21 protein-coding genes, 2 tRNA genes and 2 pseudogenes are annotated in these 24,152 nt (G+C 62.1%); 10 read left to right on the top strand and 15 right to left on the bottom strand.

Translation table 11 applies throughout. The features are described from left to right. Nucleotides 1–45: 45 nt before the first annotated feature. Together P0D84_RS12230 and P0D84_RS12225 are read right to left on the bottom strand one after the other, a co-directional pair. A complete protein-coding gene (locus P0D84_RS12230; RefSeq protein WP_408336660.1) occupies nt 46–276 on the bottom strand; it encodes a tautomerase family protein in 231 nt (76 codons plus the stop codon). Nucleotides 277–377: 101 nt separating this feature from the next. Continuing rightward, nucleotides 378–1,088, bottom strand: coding sequence for an SDR family NAD(P)-dependent oxidoreductase (locus P0D84_RS12225; protein WP_408336657.1), 711 nt, complete (start codon nt 1,086–1,088; stop codon nt 378–380). 350 nt (nt 1,089–1,438) lie between these two features. On the opposite strand from P0D84_RS12225, the gene P0D84_RS12220 reads away from it, so the two are divergent. Further along, nucleotides 1,439–1,870 carry a hypothetical protein gene (locus tag P0D84_RS12220; protein WP_408336654.1) on the top strand — a complete coding sequence of 144 codons (432 nt, stop codon included), beginning with the start codon at nt 1,439–1,441 and terminating at the stop codon, nt 1,868–1,870. Here P0D84_RS12220 and P0D84_RS12215 read toward each other — a convergent pair. Together P0D84_RS12215 and P0D84_RS12210 are read right to left on the bottom strand one after the other, a co-directional pair. After that, a complete protein-coding gene (locus P0D84_RS12215) occupies nt 1,851–2,357 on the bottom strand; it encodes a universal stress protein (RefSeq protein WP_408336651.1) in 507 nt (168 codons plus the stop codon). The genes P0D84_RS12220 and P0D84_RS12215 overlap by 20 nt on opposite strands. A 109-nt stretch (nt 2,358–2,466) precedes the next feature. Beyond that, the gene (locus tag P0D84_RS12210) at nt 2,467–3,006 is read right to left on the bottom strand and encodes a glycine zipper family protein (protein WP_408336648.1); all 540 of its coding nucleotides are present in this window, start codon (nt 3,004–3,006) and stop codon (nt 2,467–2,469) included. 185 nt (nt 3,007–3,191) lie between these two features. Between P0D84_RS12210 and P0D84_RS12205 the strand changes: the two genes are divergently transcribed. Then, nucleotides 3,192–3,872 carry an alpha/beta hydrolase gene (locus tag P0D84_RS12205; RefSeq protein ID WP_408336645.1) on the top strand — a complete coding sequence of 227 codons (681 nt, stop codon included), beginning with the start codon at nt 3,192–3,194 and terminating at the stop codon, nt 3,870–3,872. Between the two features lie 176 nt (nt 3,873–4,048). Here the strand turns inward: P0D84_RS12205 and P0D84_RS12200 are convergent, their stop codons facing one another. The 3 genes and pseudogenes from P0D84_RS12200 to P0D84_RS12190 form a co-directional block, all read right to left on the bottom strand. Next, the gene (locus tag P0D84_RS12200) at nt 4,049–4,810 is read right to left on the bottom strand and encodes a bestrophin-like domain (protein WP_408336642.1); all 762 of its coding nucleotides are present in this window, start codon (nt 4,808–4,810) and stop codon (nt 4,049–4,051) included. A gap of 116 nt (nt 4,811–4,926) precedes the next feature. Beyond that, a pseudogene (locus P0D84_RS12195) lies at nt 4,927–5,663 on the bottom strand (SDR family NAD(P)-dependent oxidoreductase). 26 nt (nt 5,664–5,689) lie between these two features. After that, a pseudogene (locus P0D84_RS12190) lies at nt 5,690–5,851 on the bottom strand (type II 3-dehydroquinate dehydratase); the annotation flags it as partial. 47 nt (nt 5,852–5,898) lie between these two features. Between P0D84_RS12190 and P0D84_RS12185 the strand changes: the two are divergent. Beyond that, nucleotides 5,899–6,081 (top strand): hypothetical protein, encoded by a 183-nt coding sequence (locus P0D84_RS12185; protein ID WP_408336639.1) that lies wholly within the window; start codon nt 5,899–5,901, stop codon nt 6,079–6,081. An 18-nt stretch (nt 6,082–6,099) separates the two neighbouring features. Here the strand turns inward: P0D84_RS12185 and P0D84_RS12180 are convergent, their stop codons facing one another. After that, on the bottom strand, nt 6,100–7,548 hold the full coding sequence (locus tag P0D84_RS12180) for a methyl-accepting chemotaxis protein (protein ID WP_408336636.1): 1,449 nt from the start codon (nt 7,546–7,548) through the stop codon (nt 6,100–6,102). Nucleotides 7,549–8,359: 811 nt separating this feature from the next. Here P0D84_RS12180 and P0D84_RS12175 point away from each other — a divergent pair. Continuing rightward, nucleotides 8,360–8,668 carry a hypothetical protein gene (locus P0D84_RS12175; RefSeq protein ID WP_408336633.1) on the top strand — a complete coding sequence of 103 codons (309 nt, stop codon included), beginning with the start codon at nt 8,360–8,362 and terminating at the stop codon, nt 8,666–8,668. Between the two features lie 107 nt (nt 8,669–8,775). On the opposite strand, the gene P0D84_RS12170 is transcribed toward P0D84_RS12175, so the two are convergent. Continuing rightward, nucleotides 8,776–8,862, bottom strand: a tRNA-Leu gene (locus P0D84_RS12170). 265 nt (nt 8,863–9,127) lie between these two features. Then, nucleotides 9,128–9,214, bottom strand: a tRNA-Leu gene (locus P0D84_RS12165). 316 nt (nt 9,215–9,530) lie between these two features. On the opposite strand from P0D84_RS12165, the gene rnr reads away from it, so the two are divergent. The 3 genes from rnr (at nt 9,531) to rpiA (ending at nt 13,947) form a co-directional block, all read left to right on the top strand. After that, nucleotides 9,531–12,050, top strand: a complete 2,520-nt coding sequence (rnr, locus tag P0D84_RS12160) for a ribonuclease R (protein WP_408336630.1) — start codon at nt 9,531–9,533, stop codon at nt 12,048–12,050. 214 nt (nt 12,051–12,264) lie between these two features. Then, a complete protein-coding gene (gene rlmB, locus P0D84_RS12155) occupies nt 12,265–13,011 on the top strand; it encodes a 23S rRNA (guanosine(2251)-2'-O)-methyltransferase RlmB (RefSeq protein WP_179731241.1) in 747 nt (248 codons plus the stop codon). 240 nt (nt 13,012–13,251) lie between these two features. Then, nucleotides 13,252–13,947 (top strand): ribose-5-phosphate isomerase RpiA, encoded by a 696-nt coding sequence (gene rpiA, locus P0D84_RS12150; RefSeq protein WP_408336626.1) that lies wholly within the window; start codon nt 13,252–13,254, stop codon nt 13,945–13,947. Nucleotides 13,948–14,019: 72 nt separating this feature from the next. Here rpiA and P0D84_RS12145 read toward each other — a convergent pair whose 3' ends face one another. Next, a complete protein-coding gene (locus P0D84_RS12145) occupies nt 14,020–15,174 on the bottom strand; it encodes a glycosyltransferase family 4 protein (protein WP_408336623.1) in 1,155 nt (384 codons plus the stop codon). Between the two features lie 179 nt (nt 15,175–15,353). Here P0D84_RS12145 and P0D84_RS12140 point away from each other — a divergent pair, with 179 nt between their 5' ends. The 3 genes from P0D84_RS12140 (at nt 15,354) to P0D84_RS12130 (ending at nt 17,673) form a co-directional block, all read left to right on the top strand. Next, the gene (locus P0D84_RS12140; RefSeq protein ID WP_408336620.1) at nt 15,354–16,697 is read left to right on the top strand and encodes a glycosyltransferase family 4 protein; all 1,344 of its coding nucleotides are present in this window, start codon (nt 15,354–15,356) and stop codon (nt 16,695–16,697) included. Between the two features lie 257 nt (nt 16,698–16,954). After that, nucleotides 16,955–17,254, top strand: a complete 300-nt coding sequence (locus P0D84_RS12135) for a type II toxin-antitoxin system HigB family toxin (protein WP_408336617.1) — start codon at nt 16,955–16,957, stop codon at nt 17,252–17,254. After that, nucleotides 17,251–17,673 carry a helix-turn-helix domain-containing protein gene (locus tag P0D84_RS12130; protein ID WP_408339804.1) on the top strand — a complete coding sequence of 141 codons (423 nt, stop codon included), beginning with the start codon at nt 17,251–17,253 and terminating at the stop codon, nt 17,671–17,673. The genes P0D84_RS12135 and P0D84_RS12130 overlap by 4 nt, the downstream gene beginning before the upstream one ends. 467 nt (nt 17,674–18,140) lie before the next feature. Here P0D84_RS12130 and P0D84_RS12125 read toward each other — a convergent pair whose 3' ends face one another. From P0D84_RS12125 to P0D84_RS12110, 4 genes are read right to left on the bottom strand one after another with little or no spacing between them, the layout of a single operon-like run. Continuing rightward, nucleotides 18,141–20,528: a polysaccharide biosynthesis tyrosine autokinase gene (locus P0D84_RS12125; protein ID WP_408336614.1), complete on the bottom strand. Its 2,388-nt coding sequence runs from the start codon at nt 20,526–20,528 to the stop codon at nt 18,141–18,143. Nucleotides 20,529–20,551: 23 nt separating this feature from the next. After that, nucleotides 20,552–21,745 carry a polysaccharide biosynthesis/export family protein gene (locus tag P0D84_RS12120; RefSeq protein WP_408336611.1) on the bottom strand — a complete coding sequence of 398 codons (1,194 nt, stop codon included), beginning with the start codon at nt 21,743–21,745 and terminating at the stop codon, nt 20,552–20,554. A 38-nt stretch (nt 21,746–21,783) separates the two neighbouring features. After that, complete coding sequence (locus tag P0D84_RS12115) at nt 21,784–22,737, bottom strand: glycosyltransferase family 2 protein (RefSeq protein ID WP_408336608.1); 954 nt, start codon at nt 22,735–22,737, stop codon at nt 21,784–21,786. A 2-nt stretch (nt 22,738–22,739) separates the two neighbouring features. After that, nucleotides 22,740–24,125: an undecaprenyl-phosphate glucose phosphotransferase gene (locus P0D84_RS12110; RefSeq protein WP_408336605.1), complete on the bottom strand. Its 1,386-nt coding sequence runs from the start codon at nt 24,123–24,125 to the stop codon at nt 22,740–22,742. Nucleotides 24,126–24,152: the final 27 nt, after the last annotated feature.

Genomic DNA, 24,152 nt, shown 5'->3' with positions numbered 1-24,152 from the left:
GCTGTTCGAGCCGGCGGGCCGGTGATCACGGCTCGGCGAACGCCGCTATTTCAAGCCTCGTTGCTTGCGATATTCGTCAGCCGGTAGACCGCCCCAGCCCCAGTTCTCCGTTTCCACCTCCTGGATGACCACAGAGGTTGCTTCGAGCGGCTTGTTCAGCACGTCGAGCAGCAGGTGGCTGACGCCCTTGATGAGTTCAGCCTTTTCTTCCGCGGTGACCGAGTCGACGCCTGGCCTCGTGCCCTCGCGGGTTACCTGGATCGTGACGATTGGCATGGTGTTCTCCTTTATCGTGATTGACGAACCAGCCGCCGGCTAGCAGCGGCGTCCGGTCGTGTGGGACGATGCCCGGCATTGCAGGTGTTTCCCGGTCGCGCTTAGTGCCCGGCGCTCTGGCCGCCGTCGACATGCAGGATCTCGCCGGTGACGAACGGGGCGGAATCCAGATACACGATCGCGTTGACGATATCGCTCATCTCGCCCATATGACCCAGCGGATGGAGCGCGCCGAGTGCCGCATGCGTTTCGACCGCGTGCATCGGCGACTTGATGATGCCCGGCGAGACGGCGTTGGCACGAATGCCGCGTTTGGCGTATTCGATCGCGAGGGACCGGGTTGCCGCGTTCAGGCCGCCCTTCGTGAGCGAGGCGAGTACCGAAGGCACGCCGTCGATCGCGTGCTCGGCCAGCGTGGTGCTGACGCTGACGACGTGGCCACTGGAATGCTTCTCCATTTCCGCGATGGCAAGCTGCGTGATGTAGAAGAAACCAGTCAGGTTCACGCCCGCTATCGTCGCATAGTCTTCAACTGTATAGCTGGTAAAGGGCTTGGCGATGAAGACGCCGGCGTTGTTGACGAGCGTATCGATGCGGCCAAACTGCTTCACGGCTTCGCTGATCACGCGGCGGGCGGTTGCCGGGTCGGCGATGTCGCCGGCCACGGTCAGGATGTTGGGATCCTCCGACGGCTTGATGCTGCGCGCAGTGGCGACCACGCGATAGTCGAGCTTGCGGAATGCCTTGACGACCTCTGCGCCGATGCCTTGCGATGCGCCGGTAACGACGACGACCTTTTGTGACGTGCTCATAGTGAAGCTCCGAATCAAATTGAGTGGACTCTGATGCTGATCGGGCTCATGGCTCCGATAGGGAGCTAATCTAGGCGCTTTGGCGTCGAGTTCGAATACCCGGCGTAGACAAACACTTGTGCTTCGGCGGAACAAATCAGACGCGACGGGCGAATCGGCCGGGTCCAGCGTGACGACCGGGTCGCCGGCTTTCACAATCTGCGTGTCGTCGATGTAGTCCTATCGCATGAGACTGCGATGGGCCAGTAACGACCTTCGACGTGTCCACAAAAAATTGACGATAATGCTCCCAAGGAACGATTGCGGGTCGTGCTCCGTCGTCGGAGACGCCGCTGAATCTACAAGAAACCATGAGACGACTGCTCCTCGCTGCGTTCGCAGCCACCTTTTTCGTGACTTGCGTTCATGCGCAAAGCACCGCGTTGGGCCCGCTCGTCACGCCATCGGGCAACCTGCAATTCGTGCGCGTCGACCGCGATTTCGTGGGGATGCTCGACAAGGAGATTTTCGATCGCTTCGGTGCGAGCGCGCTCACGCATTTCGATGACGTCGGCAACGCAGGTGACACCGTCACACGCATGCTCGTGCAGACTGATTCCGGACCGGTGCTGTACGACTTTCGCCACCGTCCGCCACTTGTGCAGCGCTCGGGTAAGCGCATGACGGTCAAGCGCGTGTTCTGGCAAGACGATGAAGTCGTGATGCAAAGCTCGCAAGGCTGGTTCCGATTCAAACGCGGCGTACTGACGAAGCTGCAGTCGTCTACGACGACGTACCATTAATTACGTGCGCACTCCGAACACACACTCGCTGGCGATGACATGCATTGATCCGGTCGTCCGCGATCTGGACTGGCCTGCCGGAACAGCGCACTACCTCCGATGCCACGTCTTCACTTAGCCAGTGCCACCGGAACGAACTCCGTTCGCCGAGAAGAATCAGGTCAGCACCGATCTCGTCGGCAGCAATAGCGATTGCGCGACCAATCGTCATTCCGGACATCGGCAGCGTAACCATATGGACTTCCGCTAAATGCACCTGCCTGTCCAGCACATTCCTGACATGCGCGACCACTTTGCGTCCATGTGCCTTCATGGCCTCGACGATCAGGTCAAAGTTACAGTCTGCGGGTCCCAAATAACAGGGCGTTGGGTCGACTACATGGAGCGCGACAATTTGTGCATCGTACTTTCGTGCGGCTTCAATGGCAGACGCCAGGACAGCGTCGGCGGAACTGTCACTGACTGCGACGAGAATCTTCGCGAACATTCCGAGTACCTCATAGACGGGTAGGTCAGCCACGAAAGCGGCTTTCGCTGTTCGTGATCCATAGCCGCATCATCGCGCGGTAGAGTAAGAAAAAAATTAGCTGGAGAAGTCAATAAGACCAGTAGCCCATGGGTTGCGGATAGCCGTAAACGACGGGGCGCGGTGCGTACGCGACCGGCGCCGTCGTATAGACGGCCGGTTGGGAAATACTGTTGCCCTTTGAGGCCATGCATTGCGCGTAGGCTGCGTTGTACTGTGCCTGCAGACTGGCCGAGGTGGCTTGTGCGCCGTTTGCGCCCACCACACTGCCAAGCAGCAGGCCCGCGCCCGCACCGATCGCTGCGCCGACGCCCGCGTCTCCCGCCGCGGCGCCGAACAGCGCGCCAGCGGCCGCTCCGCCCACGGTTCCGATCGCACTGCTGCCGACGCCGTTCGGTATCTCGCCGTGAACCGGTGCGGCGCGATTATCCGCGTGGAAGGCGTAGTCCCGGCATGTGTAGTCTTCCTGCTGGAACACGCTGATCGGTTTGCCATTTGGCGGCAATGCGACGACGGAGGGGCCAGTGGGCGGAATGACCGCGCAGCCGGTGAGCGCAATGGCGATCAAGCCCATGGGTAAGGCTACGCGTGTGATTCTTGAGAGCTTCATGATGTTTGTGTCCTCCGATCCGATGAGGCCATCATGAACACGCAGAGTTAGCGCTGAATTAGTTTGAAGCTACGCAAGGCTATGGTCCATGTGATCGACGGGAGTGGCCGGTGTCGCTCTGCGGTATCCTGCCTGCATCGATCCCGATCACCTGGACGTTTCCTGAAACCGAGGAGTTGCGATACATGACCGAACCATCACCAACCATCGAAATCGAAACTGCGCCGAATCCAAAGTTCGCCGTCATCCTGATGCACGGTCTCGGCGCCGACGCCAATGACTTCGTGCCGCTTGTCCCCGAACTACGTCTAACGGATGCGCCCGCTGTGCGCTTCGTGTTTCCCAATGCGCCGGAGATTGCCGTTACCGCAAACGATGGCTACGTGATGCGCGCGTGGTACGACATCCGGTCGTTTCAGGACGTTAATCGGCAAGTCGACGAAGCCGGTATCGAATCGTCTTGCGCGACCGTGCGGCGATTGATCGAAGCACAGAACCAGCGCGGCATTCCGACTTCGAACATCTTTCTCGCGGGTTTTTCGCAAGGCGCGGCGATGACCTATTCAGCCGGACTGACGCACCCTGAGGCGCTTGCCGGCCTGATCGTGATGTCGGGTTACGTGCCGTCGCGAGGCTTTGTGGACAGCCGGTTGAGCACTGCAAACAGCAGCACGCCGATTTTTGCCGCGCATGGCCTATACGACGACGTGTTGCCGATCCAGTTAGGGGAGGCCGCGCGTGACTTTGCGATCGCGAAAGGTTGCAACGTCGACTGGAACGCGTATCCGATGCCGCATTCGGTGTGTGAGGAGGAGATCTCGGCGTTGCGCGTGTGGCTCGGCGCGCTCCTCACGGCCTCTTTCTGAATCGTCCCGCAGCGCTCACGAATTTATTGCCGTGTCTTGCCAGGGATTGGTGTTCTTGTAATGGAACAGTGGAACAAGCCGGCCTATGCCGTTCGTGATCCATCGCTGCATCATCACGCGGCAGAATGAGAGAAGAATTAGCGTGCGGGCATGCTTCGCAAGCGATGTGCTTCAGGTTATTTTCCGATGAAATTGAGTGCATCCAGCATCGGCGTCTTCGACACATTGACCATTCCCTGAAATGGCGTGTCGAGATCGAGGACAACAAACACGGCAGTCGTGGCCGATAGGGCGCAAAGAAGAAATACGACGCACATGCTCCAGTTTCTGGGCGCACTGAAACCGAATATGCCGAATATGACAGCCAGCCAGCCAACGAGGACCACAGTTAAAGGAGTGGGAATCAAGCCCTTTCTGTGTTCGAATGCGAGCCATCGACCGGCAAATATCTCGTCCCAAAGTTCCATCGCACGGTCACGGAGTCTTTCCTGCGAAGAGCCGAGGGGCTGTAAAGCGAAAATGCGCCCCTGGATGTCGTAGGTACTCTGGAGGATTTCTCGCGTTTCTGCCTCTGCGGTCGTTCCCGTTTTGTTGGAAAACAGGAAGGAGATCCATCGGGCATAGTCGTTCTTTATCTGAAGGCGCAGGCCGTCGGCCGATGGGCCAAACTGGGACAAGGTTCGGTCCAGCCGGATCATCGTGACAGCATTATGTTGGAGCGCAGTGTTGACCAGGTCGAGCGAGGACTTTCCGGACGAAATCAGCAGGCTAAGCACCAATGCCGACAGCGTCGCCACGAGACCAACGGCAATCCGCATCGCGGCAAGCGAGGCTTCCTCGAAATGGTGATCTGCCAGTCTTGAGCGCACATACGACCCAAGCGCTGCACTCGAAAGAAGGAGCACCAGCACGAAGGCCGAAAAGACATAGTGATCCATGTGGAAATGACCTCGTTCGATCGCGCGGGTTAGGTGATCCTTGTCGAGCAGGTGGCAGTCATGCTGCAGATTATATGGCTGGAGGCGCAAGAGGCTGTGCGTTACGTGCGGCTCGATCAATAAGTCGCACGACCGCCTGAAGCATCGAACACGGCACCTGTCGAAAACGAGCATTCTTCCGAACACACCCAACGCACGAGTGCGGCGATTTCTTCTACCAAACCGGGCCGTCCCATTGGGATCCGGCCTTGCAGCGCACGGAGCTGGTCCACGGGCATTTGAGCAAGCAGTTCGGTTTGCACGGACGCCGGTGCGATCGCGTTGACTGTCACGTTGTGCTGAGCCAACTCCTTGCCAAGCGATTTGGTAAGGGCAATCACAGCCGCTTTAGAAGCGGAATACGCCGACTGGTTGGCGTTACCTTCCTTGCCTGCGATCGACGCTACATTGACGATCCGCCCGTACCCATTTGCCAGCAAGTGCGGCACCGCGGCGCGGCAGACCATGAAGGTAGCGGCAAGATTCAACCGCATGACCCTCTCCCATGCCTCAAGCGGAAGCTGCCAGACCGGCAGCGTCGGACCGACAATGCCGGCGCTGTTCACGACAATATCCAGCTTGCCGAACCGATCGAGCGCGTGGGCCAGCGACATGTCGATGTCTTGCGGCACAGTCACATCTACATGTGCCGCAAGTATTCGCCGGCCAAGCGCTCGCGACAATGGGCGAGCTTATCGTCATCGATATCCCACGCTATAGCGCTCGCGCCCTCGCTAATCAGGCGCTCGACCTCGCCCAGCCCGATACCTGACACGCCACCCGTTACCAGCGCAACACGTCCCTCGAATGCCATGCTTGTGCTCATGTGTGATGCTCCGTTTACTGGCGCAACGCATCCGCAACCGCGCGAATGGCGAGGAGGTAACCATTGACACCCAGACCACAAATCACGCCGGCTGCGGCGAGCGAAATCAGCGAATGGCGGTAATGCTCATCGCGCTTGTGAATCTCGATCACCGGTTTCTTGGTCAACTTGACGGCCAGGCGACGCCGCCGCGCTCGCGCGGGCGATCATCGAGGCGGAATCGATGCGGTTCAAATCGATGCCGCGGGTCTCCGGACCGATCAGGATCATGACGAGAGACACCGGCAAGGTAAAAGGTGTCATTGCGCTGACGAGCCGCGCACAGCAGATGTCCGCCGAAGTGGCCGTAACCACCCATTTACCGGCACTGCTGAAGGCGCAGTCTCTTGTAAGAGGCTTGATATAGATGGTGCTGACGCCGCGCTCAACCGCGTTTGGACGGCACCAGGCCGTCGCCGCGGTTGACGCTGCACTGGACCGCCCAGCGGCCGCCGAGGGCAGGCGTAACGTAGCCGATCTTTTCCACCGGTTGCTTTGTAACGGGGTGCCGTCCGCTGAATTCGATCCAGCCCCCGCCCTGTTCGATCGCGCGCCAACTGGCTTCGCGGATCGCGGATTGGTCTTCGCCCGGCAGTGCCTCTTCGCGTCGCTTGCCGACCTTCCCCGGGTCGGAGCCGAAGGCACGGAAATAGTCGTCCCGATCTGCAACCACTATATAGAGGTCGCGATCGTGAAAGCCGCCCTGCGGGTCGTGAAATCGGCGCACGGCGTTTTCCGGGCCCTCGGTGTCGACCAGTCGGGCCGCACGCTCCGCCAAGGCCCGGGCCTCGTCGGCACAGCCCTGTCGCAGCCGGATGTATTTAACCCCATCGCTTAGTCGATCGGCTCGGGCCTGCAGCAAACTCGCCGTCTCTACCGAACCGCCGACCATCTGGCCATTTCGCTGAGTGATGTCGTCCAGCACCTCGATCGCCTGAGCGATCTCCTGCAGCCCGGCAGTCTGCTCGCTGCTCGACCGTGCGACGTCGCGCAGCAAAGCGGCCACCTCGCTGACCGCGTCGACCGCACGCATCAACAAATCCCTGCTGCCTTCGATGGCCTGGACCCCGTCGGTAACCTCGTTACGAGAATGCTGGAGCAGTTTCTTGATCTCCGCTGCCGCTTGCGCGCTGCGCTGCGCCAACGCCCGCACTTCGGCGGCGACCACGGCAAAACCGCGGCCGGAATCGCCTGCCCGGGCGGCCTCTACCGCGGCGTTAAGCGCGAGGATATTGGTCTGGAAGGCGATCCCGTCGATCACCCCGAGTATCTCGCCCATCTCACGCGAACGTTGCTCGATGCGCTCGATGCTTTCGACCGAAGCACGCACCGCCGCCTGTCCCGCGACTGCATCGGCATGCGCACGGGCGGACCGCTCATCGGCTTGCTGTGTCTGATCGGTGTTGTAGCGCACGGCTTCCAGCAAGGCTTCGAGCGAGGCACGGGTCTGCTCCAGGTTGGCGGCCTGAGATTCGGTGCGCTGCGACAGCAGGGTGGCATGCTGGGTCGCCTGGGCCCCGCCCATGGCGATCAGTTCGGCTTCGCTGCGCATGCGCGCCACCATCTGCGACAACTGGTAGGCGAGCAGGCGGCCCTGTTCGCCCAGCGCCGCCAGTTCATCGCGCCCCGGCAACGACACGTCTCCCACCAGATCGCCATCGCACAGCGCCTTCGACTGGGCCTGCAAGGTCGAGATCGCTTGAATCAGGCCGGCTCCGAACAGCGCGAAAATCACCAGGAACTGCGCCAATCCCAACACGGCGCCATAGCTGCCGTACCAGCGTGCCGCCGCGACGGCGCCGATGGCGCTAAGCGCGGCAATCGTCCACTGCACCCGGAGGCTCCAGCGACGCAATGCCGATCTGAGCGGGAGCGCCTGGGACTGTGCGTGGAACACGTTGGCGGTAACGCGTGGAGTCTCTCTACTGGTTGACATGGGTATTCCCCGAACCTTATTTGACTTTTGCCTTCGATCGTCCATCAGGTGCATGGGAATGCAACGCGGAAGTACGTCGATGGCGTGCTTGTTGTTCTGTTCCGGGAGACGCCCGCTTGAGCGCGGCTAGCGCGAAAGGCATCGCCCTGTGATGCCATCGCCAGCGCGTTCCTGTTTGTTGGGTTGCTCGTTTTCGGAACGTCGCCTGGCTGTATTGCACCGTAAGTAAAGCTTATCAGCGGGAGTTGGCATGTCGTTCCAGGCTGGAATTTTATTTCATATTGTGAAGGCATCTTGCCTCGTCGACTGTCTTCTGACGAGCAAAATACATTGGAGACTGATAGGCCCGGCGTCACCCCTCGCGGTCGTCGAACGCCTGGTCACGCAGATGGAGGGAACACCGTTGGCGATGATCGTGAGCGAGCTCGACATTCCGCACAGCGCGTGTCACGAGGCTACTCGTCGATCTCAAGCAGTGCGGGTACGTCCGTCAGTTCTGTCGAACATCTTCAGTGCGTCGAGGAGGGCGATCGATGTGAATGAATAGCCGGCGCCGTTGGCTTGGGGGCGGCTTCGCTCACGATTGCATTGGCGGCTTGAATGCTACTCACACCGAGTCACGCCGCAAATTCGAGCGCGCACGAAATGCCGAATTGCGCAGCCGGCTCGCAACTGCACGAACTCGTCGACAGCTCGCGAATGTTCCGTCATGTCGATCAGCGTCAGCGCATTGTGTGCGCCAGGACGCATGGCGGTCTCAAACACAGGCTTGAGCAGCAGGGGAAGCGGAGGGATTCGTTTTGCGATTGCTGACGCATTCTCGCGATGGCGATCCGACCATCTCGGTGATGCGTGCGCATTCTTGAAACTGATTATGGGTGGTTCGGGAATCGGTCCCGGTCTCGTGCAGAACTTCGAGCGGGAAGGTTTGTTTGAGGAAAGCCGGAGCGCCAGTGCGGCAATCGAAGGCCACGCCGTCGTGCTGGCCGACAGCGAGGCGCCGTGGTCCAGGCACTAGCAGTGCCGATGACTCGCCAGCCGCGACGACGCTTCAACAAAAAACCCCGTAAGACGTTGATCTTACGGGGTTTCTCGAACTACATCGGCTTACGCCGGAACAACTAATGGTGCCCAGGAGAGGACTCGAACCTCCACGGTGTTGCCACCGCTAGGACCTGAACCTAGTGCGTCTACCAATTCCGCCACCTGGGCACGTCTTCAAGCTAGACCGCTATTTTAGCGAGCTGATGCAGCGTGTCAATCCCTTCATGCAAACAAACTATCGCTTCATCAATCGCCCGGTTGGTGAAGCGCAGCGAGGCAAAACCCCACTGCTCAATCACGGCCGACTCACGTCGACGCAACCGTCCTGCTAATCACGCAATCCGCTCAGAAGAAACAGACCCGGATCACATAGCTTCACCCAAACCTTGCACAAAAAAGTAAAGCCGCCCGGAGGCGGCTTTACTTTTGAATCTGGTGCCCAAGAGAGGACTCGAACCTCCACAGTGTTGCCACCGCTAGGACCTGAACCTAGTGCGTCTACCAATTTCGCCACCTGGGCAGGTGATGAACAGCAAAGAACGCCATTATAGCGACAGATTCAGAGCTGTCAAGGGTTTCTCAAAAGTCGCTTAAACGACGCTGCAGCGAGCGTGCAGGCGGCTCACAGCGACTATTGAGGGGCCGCGTGGCACGCAAGACGGGTGTTAGAATGCCTCGCAGTAGTTCGTTGGCACGGTGCACACGCCCGTCGGACTCAGACTTGAACGAGCCGGACCCGAGCAGAATCTCCAGTGCAATTGCAGTGCAACTCGCAAGTGCAACTTAAGCGCAACCCAAACGCTTCTTAAGCCGAGCCACATCGCTGACCGACGTCCATGCAACGAGAAAAAATCATCGACAAGCCCTTGAGCAAATTTCCGTATCCGATCCCAAGCCGCGAAGAAATCCTCGGTGTTCTGCGCACGAGTGAAGCGCCGCTTGCCGCGAACGACATCGCCGAAGCCCTGTCGATCAAGCGCCAGGAGCGCGAAGGATTTTTCAAGCGCCTGGGCGCCATGGAGCGCGACGGCCAGATCCGGCTCGATCAGCGCAATCTCTATCAGCTGACCCATCCGTCGAACTTCGTCGCGGGCCGCGTGCAGGGCCATCGCGACGGCTACGGCTTTCTCATTCGCGACGACGGTCAGGACGATCTGTTCCTGCCCACCGGCGAAATGCAGAAGGTCATGCACAACGATCGCGTGCTTGCGCGCATCGTCGGCTATGACCGGCGTGGAAGGCCGGAAGGGCATGTCGTCGAAGTCACGGATCGCGCCAACAAACGCGTGATCGGCCGTCTGCTGAACGAGAATGGCGCGCTGATCGTCGCGCCTGAAGACAAGCGTATCGGTCACGACATTCTGATCCAGCAAAACACCAAGAAGGCCAAGGTCGGCCAGGTGGTGGTGGTCGAGTTGACCGATTTTCCGAGCCGTCATTCGCAGCCGCTCGGCCGCGTGGTGGAAGTGCTCGGCGATATCGACGACCCGGGCATGGAAATCGAAATCGCGGTGCGCAAGTACGGCGTGCCGCACGAATTCAGCCAGGCCGCGCTCGACGAAGCCGCGAAGCTGCCCGACGAAGTCCGTCCGGTCGACGCGCGCCATCGCATCGATCTGCGCGACGTGCCGCTCGTCACGATCGACGGTGAAGATGCCCGCGACTTCGACGACGCGGTTTATTGCGAGCCGGTTCAGGTCGGCCGCGGCGAGGGCTTCCGCCTGATCGTCGCGATCGCGGACGTCTCGCACTATGTGCATCCGAAGAGTGGGCTCGACGCGGACGCGATCGAGCGCAGCACCTCGGTGTACTTCCCGCGCCGTGTGATTCCGATGCTGCCGGAGAAGCTGTCGAACGGCTTGTGTTCGCTGAATCCGCACGTCGACCGTTGCGTGCTGGTGTGCGACATGATCGTCACCGCGCGCGGCGAAGTGAAGGCGTATCAGTTCTATCCCGGCGTGATCAATTCCGCCGCGCGCCTGACTTATACCGAAGTGGCGGCGGTGCTGAAAAACACCAAGGGTCCGGAAGCCGCGCGCCGTGCCGCCTTGCTGCCGCAATTGCAGAATCTGTATGGCGTGTACAAGTCGCTGTTCGCCGCGCGTCAGAAGCGCGGCGCGATCGACTTCGATACCACTGAGACGTACATCGTCTGCAATGCGCAGGGCAAGATCGAGCAGATCATTCCGCGTACCCGCAACGACGCGCACAAGCTGATCGAGGAATGCATGCTGGCCGCGAACGTTTGCGCGGCCGACTTCCTGAAGCGCAACAAGCATCCGGGTCTGTTCCGCGTGCACGCCGGGCCGACCGCCGAGAAGCTCGAGAATCTGCGCACCTTCCTGCGTGGCATGGGCCTCACGCTCGCCGGCGGCGACAAGCCGCACGCCAGCGATTACGCCGCGCTGATGGCGCAGATCCGCGAGCGGCCCGACGCGCAGATGTTGCAAACCATGCTCCTGCGCTCGATGCAACAGGCCGTCTACAGCCCGGACAACATTGGCCACTTCGGTCTCGCGTATGAGGCGTATGCGCACTTCACGAGCCCGATTCGCCGCTATCCCGACCTGCTTACGCACCGCGCGATCTACGCGATTTTGCAAGGCCGCAAGTATCAGCCGGAGCCGCCGCAGGGCGTCGAGTTGAATACGGCGCTGTCGCCGCGCGCCCGCGCGATGCAACAGGCCGACGAGGAAAAACACGGCGCCCGCAATCGTTCGAAAGACGTGGCGATCTGGGAAGAACTCGGTCTGCATTGCTCGGCCAACGAACGCCGCGCGGACGAAGCCTCGCGCGACGTCGAAGCCTGGCTCAAGTGCTACTTCATGCGCGACAAGCTCGGTGAAGAGTACGGCGGCATGGTGAACGGCGTGACCTCGTTCGGCATTTTCGTGCAGCTCGATTCGCTCTTCATCGAAGGCCTCGTGCATGTCACCGAACTGGGCTCGGACTACTTCCAGTACGACGAGATCAAGAACGAGTTGCGCGGCGAGCGCACTGGCATTCGTTACCGCTTGTCGGATCGTGTGCGCGTGCAGGTGAGCCGCGTCGATCTGGATGCCCGCAAGATCGATTTCCGTCTCGTGCGCGATACGCCGATCAAGCCGCCGGTGAATCGTCCGGCGCTCGCCGACAAGGCATCCGGTGAAAACAGCGGCGCACGCGTGCGTTCGTTGCCGCCGCTGGATGGCGGTGCTGGTGGCGCAGCGGCAGGCGCGGGTGGGCGGCGCAAGAAGGCCGCGCCGGCGCAAACCGCGGCCGTGAAGGAAGCGCGCGCGGCACGCGGCGCGGCGAAGAAGCACGGCGGCGCGCCGGCCAAGGCGGCATCGAAACCGCAGGCCCGCAAAAAGCGCTGAAGTCGCATGACGGCTTGAACCGCGCGCATCGGGTACGTTCAGACGTACCGGTTGCGCGCGGTCTTCGTTTCATCGTAGTCAGGTCGAGTACCGACAAGCGCCGAACACATGCCGCGGCAGGTACGCAAGCAGGACAGTAACAGCGCAGTAAGCAGGTTCGTATTCATCACAGCAGCACGCGTTCAAGGCGCGCTCAATCAAAGGTTTGTCAGTCATGTCACGTCTCAAGGTTCTATACGGTTTCCATGCAGTGACCGCGCGTATGCGGCACGACGCGTCGACGGTCGAAGAGGTTTATTACGACGCCACGCGCAAAGACCGTCGCATGACCGAATTCCTGCACGCCGCGAAAGAAGCCGGTGTGCGTCTGATCGCTGCTGACGAAACGCGTCTGTGGGGTCTCGCGCATACCGAGCGCCACCAGGGCGTGGTTGCGCGTGCGACCGACATGCCGCTCGCGCAGAACCTGGCCGAATTGCTCGACGGTATCAACGGTTCGCCGTTGATTCTGGTGCTGGACGGGGTGACCGATCCGCACAATCTCGGCGCCTGCCTGCGCGTGGCCGATGCGGCCGGCGCACATGCGGTGATCGTGCCGCGTGACCGCGCGGTGGGTTTGAACGCGACGGCCGCAAAAGTGGCAAGCGGCGCAGCCGACACGGTGCCGTACATCACCGTCACGAATCTGGCGCGCGCGCTGCGTGAGCTGAAGGACGCGGGTGTGTGGGTGGTCGGAACCGCCGGCGAGGCCACCAAGAGCCTCTACGAGACCGAACTCGACGGTCCGGTCGCGCTCGTGATGGGCGCCGAAGGCGAGGGCATGCGCCGCCTCACGCGCGATACCTGCGACGTGGTCATGCAGATTCCGATGGCGGGGACCGTCGAGAGTTTGAATGTGTCCGTGGCGAGCGGTGTGTGTCTGTTTGAAGCGGTGCGTCAGCGGTCGGTGAAGAAGAAGTAAGTTGCAACATCGTGCGGCGCTGCGTTCGACACCGGTCGAAGCCAAAGCGCCGTGCGAGACGCGCGTCGGCCGTTTGCCGAACGCTCAAAGTGCTCACGACAGGGCCGGCTCGCATGTGGCCGGCAAGCACTGCATTCCGGCGCCCACGGCGAGCACTTTTGCCACTCGCGGCGCCGGTAAACCAGCACTCCCTCGCCACTCCGGTAAACTTGTCGTTTTCACTGCTCGCCTGCATTCCCCATGACCCAAGACGAACTCAAGCAACTGGTCGGCCAGGCCGCCGCCGACTATGTGAACGCCAACGTGCCGGAAGGCTCCGTGATCGGCGTCGGCACCGGTTCCACCGCGAACTGTTTCATCGACGCGCTGGCGGCCACCAGGACCCGCTATCGGGGCGCCGTGTCGAGCTCGCTCGCCACCACCGCGCGTCTGCAATCGCATGGTTTCAAGGTGCTCGATCTGAACGAAATCGATTCGCTGCCGGTGTATGTGGATGGCGCCGATGAGATCGACCACGGCGGCGCGATGATCAAGGGCGGCGGCGGGGCGCTGACGCGCGAGAAAATCGTCGCGTCGGTGTCGGACGTGTTCGTCTGCATCGCCGATGCGAGCAAGCTGGTCGACACGCTCGGCAATTTCCCGCTGCCGATCGAAGTCGTGCCGATGGCGCGTACCGCGATCGGCCGCCGCGTGACGGCGCTCGGCGGCGTGCCGGTGGTGCGTGTGACCAAAGAGGGCGTGCCGTTCATCACCGATAACGGTAACGAGATCATCGACGTCAAGGGTTTGCGCATCAGCGACCCTCGCACGCTGGAAATGCATATCAATGCATGGCCGGGCGTGGTGACGGTGGGCCTGTTCGCGGGCCGCGGCGCGAATCTCTGCATGCTCGGCACGGACACGGGCGTCGAGACGATCGAGTACAGCAAGAGCTGATCACCGCGCTTTTACAGTTGCACGCGAGCCTGCTTCAGCGGGCTTGCTTTGCGACGTTGACGTGAATCAGCTTTAGCGCGCCGCTTGCCCGATCGCCTGCATCATCCGCTGCAAATACTGCTCGACTGAGAACTCGGTTTGCGCATCGGCGAGCCCCTGGTCCGCGAGGCGCCGCGCCAGCGCCGGGTCGGCGCGCAAGGCGCCGATCGCCTCGGCCAACGCGGCCACGTCCGCCGGTTTCACCAGCCAGCCGTTGCGCCGATGCCGCACGATCTCGGGCACGCCGCCCGCGGCCGCGGCGATTACCGGGCGCGCCGCCGCCATGCCTTCGACGATCACGCGACCGAACGGCTCCGGCTCCGTCGACGTATGCAAGATCACATCCATCGCTTTCATCCACGCGGGCACGTCGTCCTGAAAGCCCGCGAAATGCACGCGATCCGCGACACCCAATCTCTCCGCTTGCTCGTGCAGACCTTGCGCATAGACGTCCTCGCCGAATAGCGGCGCACCGACCAGCACCAGGTGCACGTCGGGCAGCCGCGCCATGGCCTCGAGCGCAATGTGCTGACCCTTCCACGACGCGAGGCGGCCGAACAGACCCGCGAGCCACGCATGCTCGGGCAAGCCCAGGCGCCGGCGCAGCGCGGCCATGTCGCTGCCGTCGATACGCTGGAACGCGCCGGCGTCGATGCCGTTGTAGATGACCGGCACCGAGTCGGCCGCGATGCCGGTCAGCGCGATCAACGATTGCTTCGACGCCTGCGAATTCGCCACCACGTGATCGACGGCGAAGCGCACCAGCCACTTGATGACGCTCAACTGCACGCGACCGAAATGCTCGCGTGTGAGGATGTCGTGCTGATACCAGATCACCGGTTTGCGATGCAGCGGTTTGCCGAGCGCGCCCAGCACGAGTGCTTTTTGCGTGTTGAGAAACAGCACGTCGAACGCTCGCGCGCGCGCCGCGATCGCGCGAACCTGGCGCACGATGCCGGGCACCACGCGCAGACAGTTCAACCCGGACGCTCGCCGGACGATGCCCGATACACGCGCGTCGTTCAGCACCTGCACGCGTGCGCCGAGCGCTTCCAGGCGCGCGCGGAATGGACCGTCCGAGAGCAGCACGACGTCGCTCTGCGCAGTGCAGCTTCCGGCCAGTTGCAGAAGCGCGAATTCAGCGCCGCCGAGCTGGCCGCTCTGGTCGACGAACAGCACGCGTGGCATCGTCGGCGAGCGCGTTGCCGAGGTAGCTGTCGATATGAATGATATGGGCGCCGCGGATGCATCCATCAGGGGCGGCTGAACGCGTGGCAAGGAACGGCTGAGAGGAGAAGCGTCGAGCGTCGGGCGCATAGAGTGCGATGTCTGGCGTAGAGATTGAACGCGCCGTTCGCAAGAGGCGAATGGCGAGTCTTCATTATTCGCGGACTGTCGCGCGTCGAATGTGGGCATACGCACGCACAGTAAATGATGCGGCACCTACACTCGTTGCTAAGGCCAAGAGGCGTTTACTAATAGGCGGGGAGATCATGAAAGTGGCGATCGTGCACGACTGGCTCGTCGCACCAGGCGGCGCCGAGAAAGTGCTCGAGCAGATCATCGAGTGCTTTCCCGATGCCGATCTTTTCAGTCTTGTCGATTTCCTCGAAGACCGCCGGCCGGTAGGCGGCAAGCCTGTCACGACGTCGTTCATTCAACGCCTGCCGTTTGCGCGGCGCCGCTATCGCGCGTATCTGCCGTTGATGCCGCTCGCGATCGAGCAGTTCGATCTCTCCGGTTATGACCTCGTCATCACCAGTTCCTATGCGGTCGCCAAGGGCGTGCTGGTCGGCCCCGATCAGACGCACGTGAGCTACGTGCATTCGCCGATGCGCTACGCGTGGGATCTGCAACACCAGTATTTGCGCGACGCGAATCTGACACGCGGGCCGAAGTCGTGGGCCGTGCGTGCGTTGCTCCATTATCTGCGCGGCTGGGATTCGCACTCGGCGAACAGCGTGGACCGGCTGATCGCGAATTCACAATTCGTCGCGCGGCGCGTGATGAAAACTTACCGGCGCGAGGCGGCAGTGATTTCGCCTCCCGTCGACGTGCACGAGTTCGAACTGTGCACGCACAAGGACGACTTCTATCTGACCGCCTCGCGAATGGTGCCGTACAAGCGCATCGATCTGATCGTCGAAACCTTTACCGCGACGCCGCATCGCAAGCTGATCGTGATCGGCGACGGTCCGGAAATGGCGGCGATTCGCGCCAAGGCGGGTCCGAACGTGACGATCCTCGGCTATCAGCCATTCAAGGTTCTCAAGGATCATCTGCAACGCGCGCGCGCCTTCGTGTTCGCTGCCGAAGAAGACTTCGGCATCGTCGCGCTCGAAGCGCAGGCGTGCGGCACGCCGGTCATCGCTTTCGGCAAGGGCGGGGCGCTCGAAACGGTGGTGCCGATCGGCGAGGCGCGTCCTACCGGCGTGTATTTCGCACGCCAAACGGTCGTGTCGATGCTCGACGCGATTGACCACTTCGAGCGGCAGGGTGGACAGATCACAGCGGCGGCATGCCGCGCGAACGCCGAACGGTTTTCGGCGGCGGTTTTCCGGCGCGCCTTCATGGCCGAAGTGACGCGCACGATCGCAGCCTCGGGCTGGCGTTTGCGGTTGGCGGCGGCGGAGCGGATCGAACCCGATCTGGCCACCGAGGATCTTGCATGGCCCGGCGACCGCGCGCAGGGAAGCAGCTGGGGACGCTGATGCGTGGGCGTCTGCGTGCCGTGCAATCGTGAGTGGCGTGCTTTTGCGAAGACGCCATGAAGCGCGATTGCTTGTCATTTTATTCGCATATTGAGAAGTTCGCAATATGCGAATAAAATGACGTTGTCGTACCGTAGCAAGCCGTAGCTGGCTGTTCGGTCTATGCCGTCCGGCCGACTATCGGCGTCGATCCCATCCCATTGGCCTTGCAGGTAGAGCGTGCTTGATTAGCGCGTCTGTACATGCGAGGAAATACGATGCGGGTCATTTCAAAGAAGGCGTTGCTGGACTTTATAAAGAGACATCCGGAGGCGCGCAGTGCGTTGTTGACGTGGTACTCACTGGCGCAGGCTTGCCTCGCGTATGGCTATAACGACCTGAAGCAGACGTTCGCCGGCGTGGATTACGTGCCGCCGCAATACACCGTTTTCGATGTAGGCGGCAACCGCTTCCGGATCATCGCGGCGATACACTACAACAGGCAGTCGTTGTTCGTTCGTCATGTATTGACGCATGCGGAATACGACCATTGGACGAGGAAGAATTTAAACTCATGAATGCCGATCGCCTTCCGGGAGCCTTTCCCGACATTGCTCAAACCTGGGCTGCGCTGCAAACCCAACTACTCATCACGCCTATTCGCAACGAGCAAAACTATCAGACGATGGTGCGGCTCGCGAACTCGCTCGCCGATCACCTCAATGGCAAAGAGGAAGATCCGCTGGCCGATCTGTTCGCGATTGTCACCGACCTGATCGAAAGCTGGGAAGCGAGCCACGTGACCATCCCGAAAGCGGAGCCGCGCGAAGTGTTGCGGCATCTGCTGGAGACGCACGGGCTCAAGCAAAAGGACCTGATTGGTATCGCATCGCCCACCGTGGTGAGCGATATTCTCGCGGGCCGGCGTGCCATTAGCAAAAAGGTGGCGAAGGCGCTGGCCGTGCGTTTTCATACCGACGTCAGCGCGTTTCTGTAAGAACCGCGCAGCGCCAGCCTTGTGCTGTGCGCTGTGCTGGACGGTCGGTTTTGGTCATTTGCCACTAGCTTCGCCAGAGCGCGGCAAGAAGCGTCAGCCACTCGGCTGACTGCTAGCTGTGCTGCACTTTTTCCTCGTTCCGTTCACGCCACGCCGGCGGCTTGCATGCCAAGCCACCGGCGTTGGCGCTTGTCGCGTCAGTCCCAGTCCTGTTCCTTGCTTGTGAACGGCGCGCCAACGTCTTTACGCATGAATCGTGCGCCAACGTTCTTAAGCACGAACCGCGCGCCAACGCCCTTGAGCATGAACTGCGCGCTAACACGTCCTTGAGCACGAACCCCGCGCCGACGTCCGCACGCATAAACTACGCGCCAACGCCCCTTCGCGCGAACCTGCCCGCCAGCATATAAAAAGGGGCTGCACCTCGATCCGGTGCAGCCCCTTCGTTGAACAGCTTCTAAACCGATCTATCGTGCTTGGTGAGTATCGAGCGGATCGCCGGCGGAGTAGGTATACGCATACGCGTAGTCATACGTGCCATTCTTGTTGTGGGTCTTGAGCGGCACCGCGTTCATCACACCGCCCACTACCCGGGCCCGCGCGCGCCGCAGCTTCTTCAGCGCTTCGGCCACGTGGCCCTCCGTGTGAGCGCCGGAGCGCATCACCAGCACCGTCGAACCGGCGATATGCGCGATCACCGCCGCATCGGCCACCGCCAGCAGCGGCGGCGTATCGACGATCACCAGATCGAACTCCTGCTCGAAGCGCGCAAGGATTTCGCTGAAGCGCGACGACGTCAGAATCTCGGACGGATTCGGCGGATAAGCACCCGCCGCGATGAAGTGCAAACCATCCACGCCCGTAGCGCGAGCCGCGACTTCCAGATCGACCTGACCCGTCAGCAGTTCGGTCAAGCCGCCATTGGGCGAGCGGCCGAGATACTGCGCGAGGCGGCCGCGCCGCAGATCGGCGTCGATCAGCAGTACGCGTTTGCCCGATTCCGCAATCAAGGCCGCGAGGTTCGCGCACAGGAAGCTTTTGCCGTCCGAGGGCGCCGGGCTCGTGATCGCCACGATGCGGTTGGGCGCATCGATCAAGCCGAATTGCAGCGTCGCGCGCAGCCCACGCAGGTCTTCCACCGTCGAGTCGTACGGATGGGTCTTCACCAGCAGCGGCCGCATCGGCGCCTTGCCCGACGCAATGACCGTTTGGGTGCCAACCGGCACGCTGCCCTGGCGGACCGCCGAACCCGATCGAAGCTGGGGCATGGCGCCCGACGAGCCCACCGGCACCTCCGTCGGCGTCGACCTGGGAGCGGGCAGGGCCGCGCTGCGCATGGCGCTCAACTGACGGTCGCTGCGCGCCTGTTCCGGACTGAAGGCGATCGAGCCGAAGATCGGCAACTGAAAGCGCCGTTCGACGAACTCGGGATCGGCCACGCCGGTAAAGAACGTGCGGCGGCAGAACGCGAACAGAACACCGGCGATGATGCCGAGCAGCGTGCCCGCCGAAATGATCAGTGCCGACTTGGGCCGCACCGGCTGGGACGGCACCAAGGCCTGGTCGATGATATGCACGTTGCCGATCGTGCCGGCACGCGAAATCGACAGCTCCTGGGTTTTGTTCAGCAACGTCACATAAATTTCTTCGGCGACCTTGGCATCGCGCTGCAATGCCAGGGCGTCGCGTTCCGAACTCGGCAGCGTGCTGAAGTGATCTTCGAAGCGGGCTTTTTCGCGCGACATCGCCGCCAGTTGCGAGTCGATCTGCTGCACTTCAGGGCTCTCCTCCGTGAAGCGCTGCAGCAGTTGCGCGCGCTGGATGCGTAGCGTCGCAATCTGCTTCTCGTAGTCCAGACCGCCCGCAAGGTAAACCCCGGCCTCCTGGGTCGGCTGGAACGAACCGGTCTTCGACTGATATTCCGACAAGGCGGTCTCGGTCTTTTGCACTTCGGCGCGCAGACGCGGCAATTCACTGTTCAGGAAGCTCAGCATGTGGCTCGCTTCTTCCTGCGCGCGTTCAGTGCGTTGCGCCAGATACGACGCCGCCACCGCATTGGTGATCGCGGTGATCGCGCGCGGATCGGTGCCCATGTACGACAGTTGCACGACGCCGGTGTCACGGCCTTTTTCACCGACCTGTAAGCCGGACGAGAGCGCCGCGACCGCATCCAGCTGGTTGAAGCGCGTCACGTAGAACTCGGTGCCGGGACGAGCCACCAGTGTCTTGACGAACAGCGTGACGTCGTTGCCGTGGGCTTCCTGACCCGCCACGCCGGTGAGAACTTGCTGCCCGAACGGATCGGTCAATTCATAGCGGCCGTATTCGAGCACGTGCAGTGTCAGACGCGCGCCTTCCAGCGATTTCGGCACCGTGATCGACTCGACCTCGAATTGCTCACCGCCCCACGCATACGAGTTCATGCCGAAGGCGGCGCCGAGCGGATGGCCCGGACGCGCGAACCACGAGGAGATCTGGCCGAGCACCGGGATGGTTTTCGCAGCCGTGCTGAAGTTCAGCTTGAACTGCTCGACCACCGGCTCGACCACCGCGCGGCTCTTGATGATTTCGATTTCCGCGTCGGTGCGCATCGGGCCGATCGACGGCATCAATGACACGGCGCTCTGGCTTTGCGAGCCGCCGGTGTTGCTCTGCGGGTCGACCTGAAGCAGGGCGTCGGCGGAATAGACCGGCGTGGCGAGCTTCGTATAGATCACCGCGGCGAGAATCACGCAGCCGGCAATGCCGAGCACCCACCAGATCTGATCCATGATCATGCGCAGCAAGTCGCGCATTACCGCATCTTCGTCGCTGCTCGGCGCGGGGCCGTGGTCCAGCATGTCGTACGTACTCATAGGGATACTCCGTTGCGTGCGATTTATCTGGACAGTTGGACCGTGTAGAAGATGTCCTGCAGGGTCGGCGAGATCTGTTCGAGTGCGCGGTTAAAGCGTGCTGCGCTCGAGACCTGCACGTACACCACGTCCTTCGGCTGAAGTTCGAACTTGGTCATCAGCATCAGCGCGTCGACCTGGGTCATGTCGAGTTGATAGACGTCGGGCGTGAGCGTCTTGTCGGCGCCGCGCACCACGTAGACGAAACGCGGGTCGCCGGTTTTGACGTCGAGGCTGCCGGCGCCGGTCAGCGCATCGGCGAGTGTCAGGCGGCCGCGGTTCATCGGCAGCGAGGTCGGCTTGTTGACTTCGCCCAGCACGAACACGCGGCTATTCGCGCGGTCCGGCACGTCGATGATGTCGCCGTCCTTCAGGAGCACGTTCTGCTGCGGATCGCCGGTTTCGAGCAGCGCGGCGACGTCGACGGTGTAGCGCTTGCCGTCGCGGGTCACGCCCACGTTCTGCAGATCCGCATCGGGCAATGCGCCGCCTGCACGATTGATCGCGTCGAGCACGGTCAGCGGCGCATCGGTGATCGCTTCGGAGGCGGGCGTGCGCAGGTTGCCGGTCACCTGCACCGACTGGCTGTTGAAACCCGACACGCGCACGTCGAGCTGAGGATTACGAATCGTCCTCGAGAGGCCCTTCGTCAGGGCTTCCTGAACCTGTTGTGCGTTCATGCCGACCACCTTGATGCGGCCCACGCGCGGAAAGAAGATCGTGCCGTTGTTGGCGACACGCACGGTCAGTCCGCCTTCTCCGCTGCCCGTCAGCGTCGGCGCGATCGGTGTCGCGCCCTGCGTCTGCGTCGGGCCCGGTGAAGGCGTGGTGCCGCTGGTGGCGGGCAGCGGCGGCACCGCCACGCCCGCGCCGCCGCCGGTCAGTTCCGGGTGATCCCAGACAATGATGCTCAACTGGTCGCCAATGCCGAGCCGGTAATCGTAAGCACCGCGCGTCTGCGCCGTCAGGCACGACAACGGGCACGCGGCCGGTACCGCGGCCGCGCGCTGCTGGCGAAAATAGCCGACGTCGATCGCGTGGACCGGAAATTTATCGGCCGTCTGCTCCGGCGGAGGAGCCGGCTGCAGCCGGTCGGTGTCCAGATACGGTCCCGGCGCCAGCGAACAGGCGCATAGAGATGCGGCCGCGAGCCCTGCGGCAATTGTTTTCATAGTCATTTTTGGTGGTCCCTCGCGTGAAGCGGCGCGCTGATCGGTCAGCGTGCCGCTTCCTGCCATGCCCCGCGCATTGCGCGTAAACCGACTCGCCATTTGCGAAGCGCAAGTGCCACGCCGCCGCGTTCGAATGCCAATGACAATGCGCGCAGGAACCCCGGGTCCGCACGATCGCCGATCAACGTCGAGTACGCGACGAACGCCCATCGGCCGGCTGGCGTCAGGTATTCGCACATGATGAGTCGGAGATTGAATGACGCGTTATAGAAAGCCGCGTCGTTGAATGTGAAACGCTGGTCTTCGTCGCTGCGCGGGGCCGGGAAGTGCTCCACCAGCAGCGACGGGTCGTAAATCAGGGTCCAGCCGCGCCGTTGCACGTCCAGACTGAAGGCCATCTCGCAGTGAACCTGCGCGCCGGTGCCGCGTAAGCGGGAGTCGAAGCGCAGCGTGCCGATCGCCTCGCGGCGAAACGCCATGTTGACGCCCTTGAGCACCTGCACTTCGCGTGCCGCGCCGTGGCCGATATGGTGATTGCCGATGGTCCGGCCATACCAGCGCACGAGGCCCACACGCGGCTTTTGTCCCTGCAGGACGCCATTGCGTTCATGCACGATGTCGCGGCCGCCGAGGCCGCCGAGTGCCGCATCGCTTTCGAACGCGCGGGCGATCCGTGCGATCCAGTCGGGATGCGGCGCGGCGTCGTCGTCGGTGAAGCAGAGCACGTCGCCGCTCGCGCTGTCCACGCCGAGGTTGTAGGCCGCGACCACGCCCGGCTGCCGCACCAGCACGACCCAGCGGCGCGGCTCGGGCCGGCTCGGTTCGCGTGTGCGCAGCCAGTCGAGCGTCGCATAATCGTCGTGGCGCGCGATCACGATCACTTCGTCGGCGTGGCGCTCCTGCGCCTCGAGTGCCGCGAGGCAGCGTGCGAGATCGGCGGTGCGCCGGTAAGTCGGCACGATCACGGAGACTTTCACGAAGGGTTCCCGGAGTGGCATGGTCAAAATGCGTTGCGGCCGACAAAGCCCTTGAAAATCGTGATGAACACGATCTTCATGTCGAACCAGAACGACCAGTTATGGATGTAGAAGAGATCGAACTTGACGCGCGTCTCCATCTTTTCGACCTTGGTGGTCGCGCCGCGATAACCGTTCACCTGGGCCCAGCCGGTAATGCCCGGCTTGATGCGGTAGCGGTTCATGTAGCCGTACACCTGATCCTTGTAGAGATCGTCATGTTCGACCGCATGCGGACGCGGACCGACCACCGACATCTGGCCGAGCAGCACGTTCAGAAATTGCGGCAGTTCGTCGAGACTGGTGCGGCGCATGAAGCCGCCGAGTTTCGTCACGCGCGCGTCGTTGCGCGCGGCCTGCGTGAGTTGGCCGTGCGCTTCGTGGTGCACGGTCATCGAACGGAACTTGTAGATCGCGAATGGCTGGCCGTCCACGCCCTTGCGGGTCTGGCGGAAGAACACCGGCCCCGGCGAGCTCAGCTTGATGCCGATCGCGAGCGCGACGAACACGGGCGCGAGCATGAGCAGCGCGGCCACCGCGAACAGGCGGTCGAAGATCAGCTTGGGCCACATCTGCGGTGACGAAAGGGGCGTCGCGCTCAGATTGAGTGTCGGTAAGCCGACGACATCCACCAGCGCGTGGTTGAAGAGCGACAGGCTGCGCACATCGGGTATGAAGCGCAGATTCACGAAGTCATGCCTGAAGATGCGCTGGAAGCGATAGATCGTGTGTTCTTCCGAAAGCGGCAACGCGAGCCACACTTCGTTCACGTGCTCTTCGCGCACCTTGGCCGCGAACGCATTCAGATCGGTCAGCACCGGCAAGCGCTTGAGACGCGCGCCGTACGTGCCGGCCGCTTCGATGCTGGTGTCGAACACGCAAACTGGTTTGAAGCCCGCTTGCGGCGCATGGTCGAGATGCGCGAGCAGTATGCGCGAGAAGCCGGGCGCACCGACGATCGCGACGGTGCGAAAGTTCATGCCGCGCCGGCGCACGCTGCGCAGCGCCACGTGCACGAGGCACTTGGTGACGATGATGAGCGCGCCGGAGATCAGCGTGGAGTAACCGAACCACAGCCGCGAAACCGCATCCATGCGATGCAAGGTGAACGCGAGCACGAGGGCGGTGGCGACCACGACCAGCCACGCGGCGGCCACTCGCGCCAGCATGGAAGGCAGCGCCTTGCCGCGCCACGTTTCATAGACGCCGAAGCCGGGAAACATCAACAACATGAGCACGCAGTTAAACGCGATCAGGAGGCGCTCGGTGTCGGACAACGCCATTGGCGCCGCGAAACGCATCCCGTGAGCGAGCAGCCCGCCCGCAATCACAAAGAATGCGTCGAGGCATCGCGCAGTATTCCTGAACATGACGATCTACCCTGTATTCGAACGATG

The organism is Paraburkholderia sp. RL17-337-BIB-A (assembly GCF_046025895.1).
Classification (GTDB): domain Bacteria; phylum Pseudomonadota; class Gammaproteobacteria; order Burkholderiales; family Burkholderiaceae; genus Paraburkholderia; species Paraburkholderia fungorum_C.
The sequence above is the reverse complement of the archived record's forward strand: the minus strand, read 5'-3'. Positions and strand labels throughout refer to the sequence as shown.

Bases quoted from the DNA above. Each gene is read 5' to 3' on its own strand.
- P0D84_RS12230 (WP_408336660.1), bottom strand. From the start codon at position 276: ATGCCAATCGTCACGATCCAGGTAACCCGCGAGGGCACGAGGCCAGGC.
- P0D84_RS12110 (WP_408336605.1), bottom strand. From the start codon at position 24,125: ATGTTCAGGAATACTGCGCGATGCCTCGACGCATTCTTTGTGATTGCG.
- P0D84_RS12215 (WP_408336651.1), bottom strand. From the start codon at position 2,357: ATGTTCGCGAAGATTCTCGTCGCAGTCAGTGACAGTTCCGCCGACGCT.
- P0D84_RS12225 (WP_408336657.1), bottom strand. From the start codon at position 1,088: ATGAGCACGTCACAAAAGGTCGTCGTCGTTACCGGCGCATCGCAAGGC.
- rnr (WP_408336630.1), top strand. From the start codon at position 9,531: ATGCAACGAGAAAAAATCATCGACAAGCCCTTGAGCAAATTTCCGTAT.
- P0D84_RS12185 (WP_408336639.1), top strand. From the start codon at position 5,899: ATGCGGTTCAAATCGATGCCGCGGGTCTCCGGACCGATCAGGATCATG.
- P0D84_RS12140 (WP_408336620.1), top strand. From the start codon at position 15,354: ATGGCGAGTCTTCATTATTCGCGGACTGTCGCGCGTCGAATGTGGGCA.
- P0D84_RS12205 (WP_408336645.1), top strand. From the start codon at position 3,192: ATGACCGAACCATCACCAACCATCGAAATCGAAACTGCGCCGAATCCA.
- rpiA (WP_408336626.1), top strand. From the start codon at position 13,252: ATGACCCAAGACGAACTCAAGCAACTGGTCGGCCAGGCCGCCGCCGAC.
- P0D84_RS12210 (WP_408336648.1), bottom strand. From the start codon at position 3,006: ATGAAGCTCTCAAGAATCACACGCGTAGCCTTACCCATGGGCTTGATC.
- P0D84_RS12135 (WP_408336617.1), top strand. From the start codon at position 16,955: ATGCGGGTCATTTCAAAGAAGGCGTTGCTGGACTTTATAAAGAGACAT.
- P0D84_RS12200 (WP_408336642.1), bottom strand. From the start codon at position 4,810: ATGGATCACTATGTCTTTTCGGCCTTCGTGCTGGTGCTCCTTCTTTCG.
- P0D84_RS12175 (WP_408336633.1), top strand. From the start codon at position 8,360: ATGTCGATCAGCGTCAGCGCATTGTGTGCGCCAGGACGCATGGCGGTC.
- P0D84_RS12115 (WP_408336608.1), bottom strand. From the start codon at position 22,737: ATGCCACTCCGGGAACCCTTCGTGAAAGTCTCCGTGATCGTGCCGACT.
- P0D84_RS12120 (WP_408336611.1), bottom strand. From the start codon at position 21,745: ATGACTATGAAAACAATTGCCGCAGGGCTCGCGGCCGCATCTCTATGC.
- P0D84_RS12145 (WP_408336623.1), bottom strand. From the start codon at position 15,174: ATGCCACGCGTGCTGTTCGTCGACCAGAGCGGCCAGCTCGGCGGCGCT.
- P0D84_RS12130 (WP_408339804.1), top strand. From the start codon at position 17,251: ATGAATGCCGATCGCCTTCCGGGAGCCTTTCCCGACATTGCTCAAACC.
- P0D84_RS12125 (WP_408336614.1), bottom strand. From the start codon at position 20,528: ATGAGTACGTACGACATGCTGGACCACGGCCCCGCGCCGAGCAGCGAC.
- P0D84_RS12220 (WP_408336654.1), top strand. From the start codon at position 1,439: ATGAGACGACTGCTCCTCGCTGCGTTCGCAGCCACCTTTTTCGTGACT.
- rlmB (WP_179731241.1), top strand. From the start codon at position 12,265: ATGTCACGTCTCAAGGTTCTATACGGTTTCCATGCAGTGACCGCGCGT.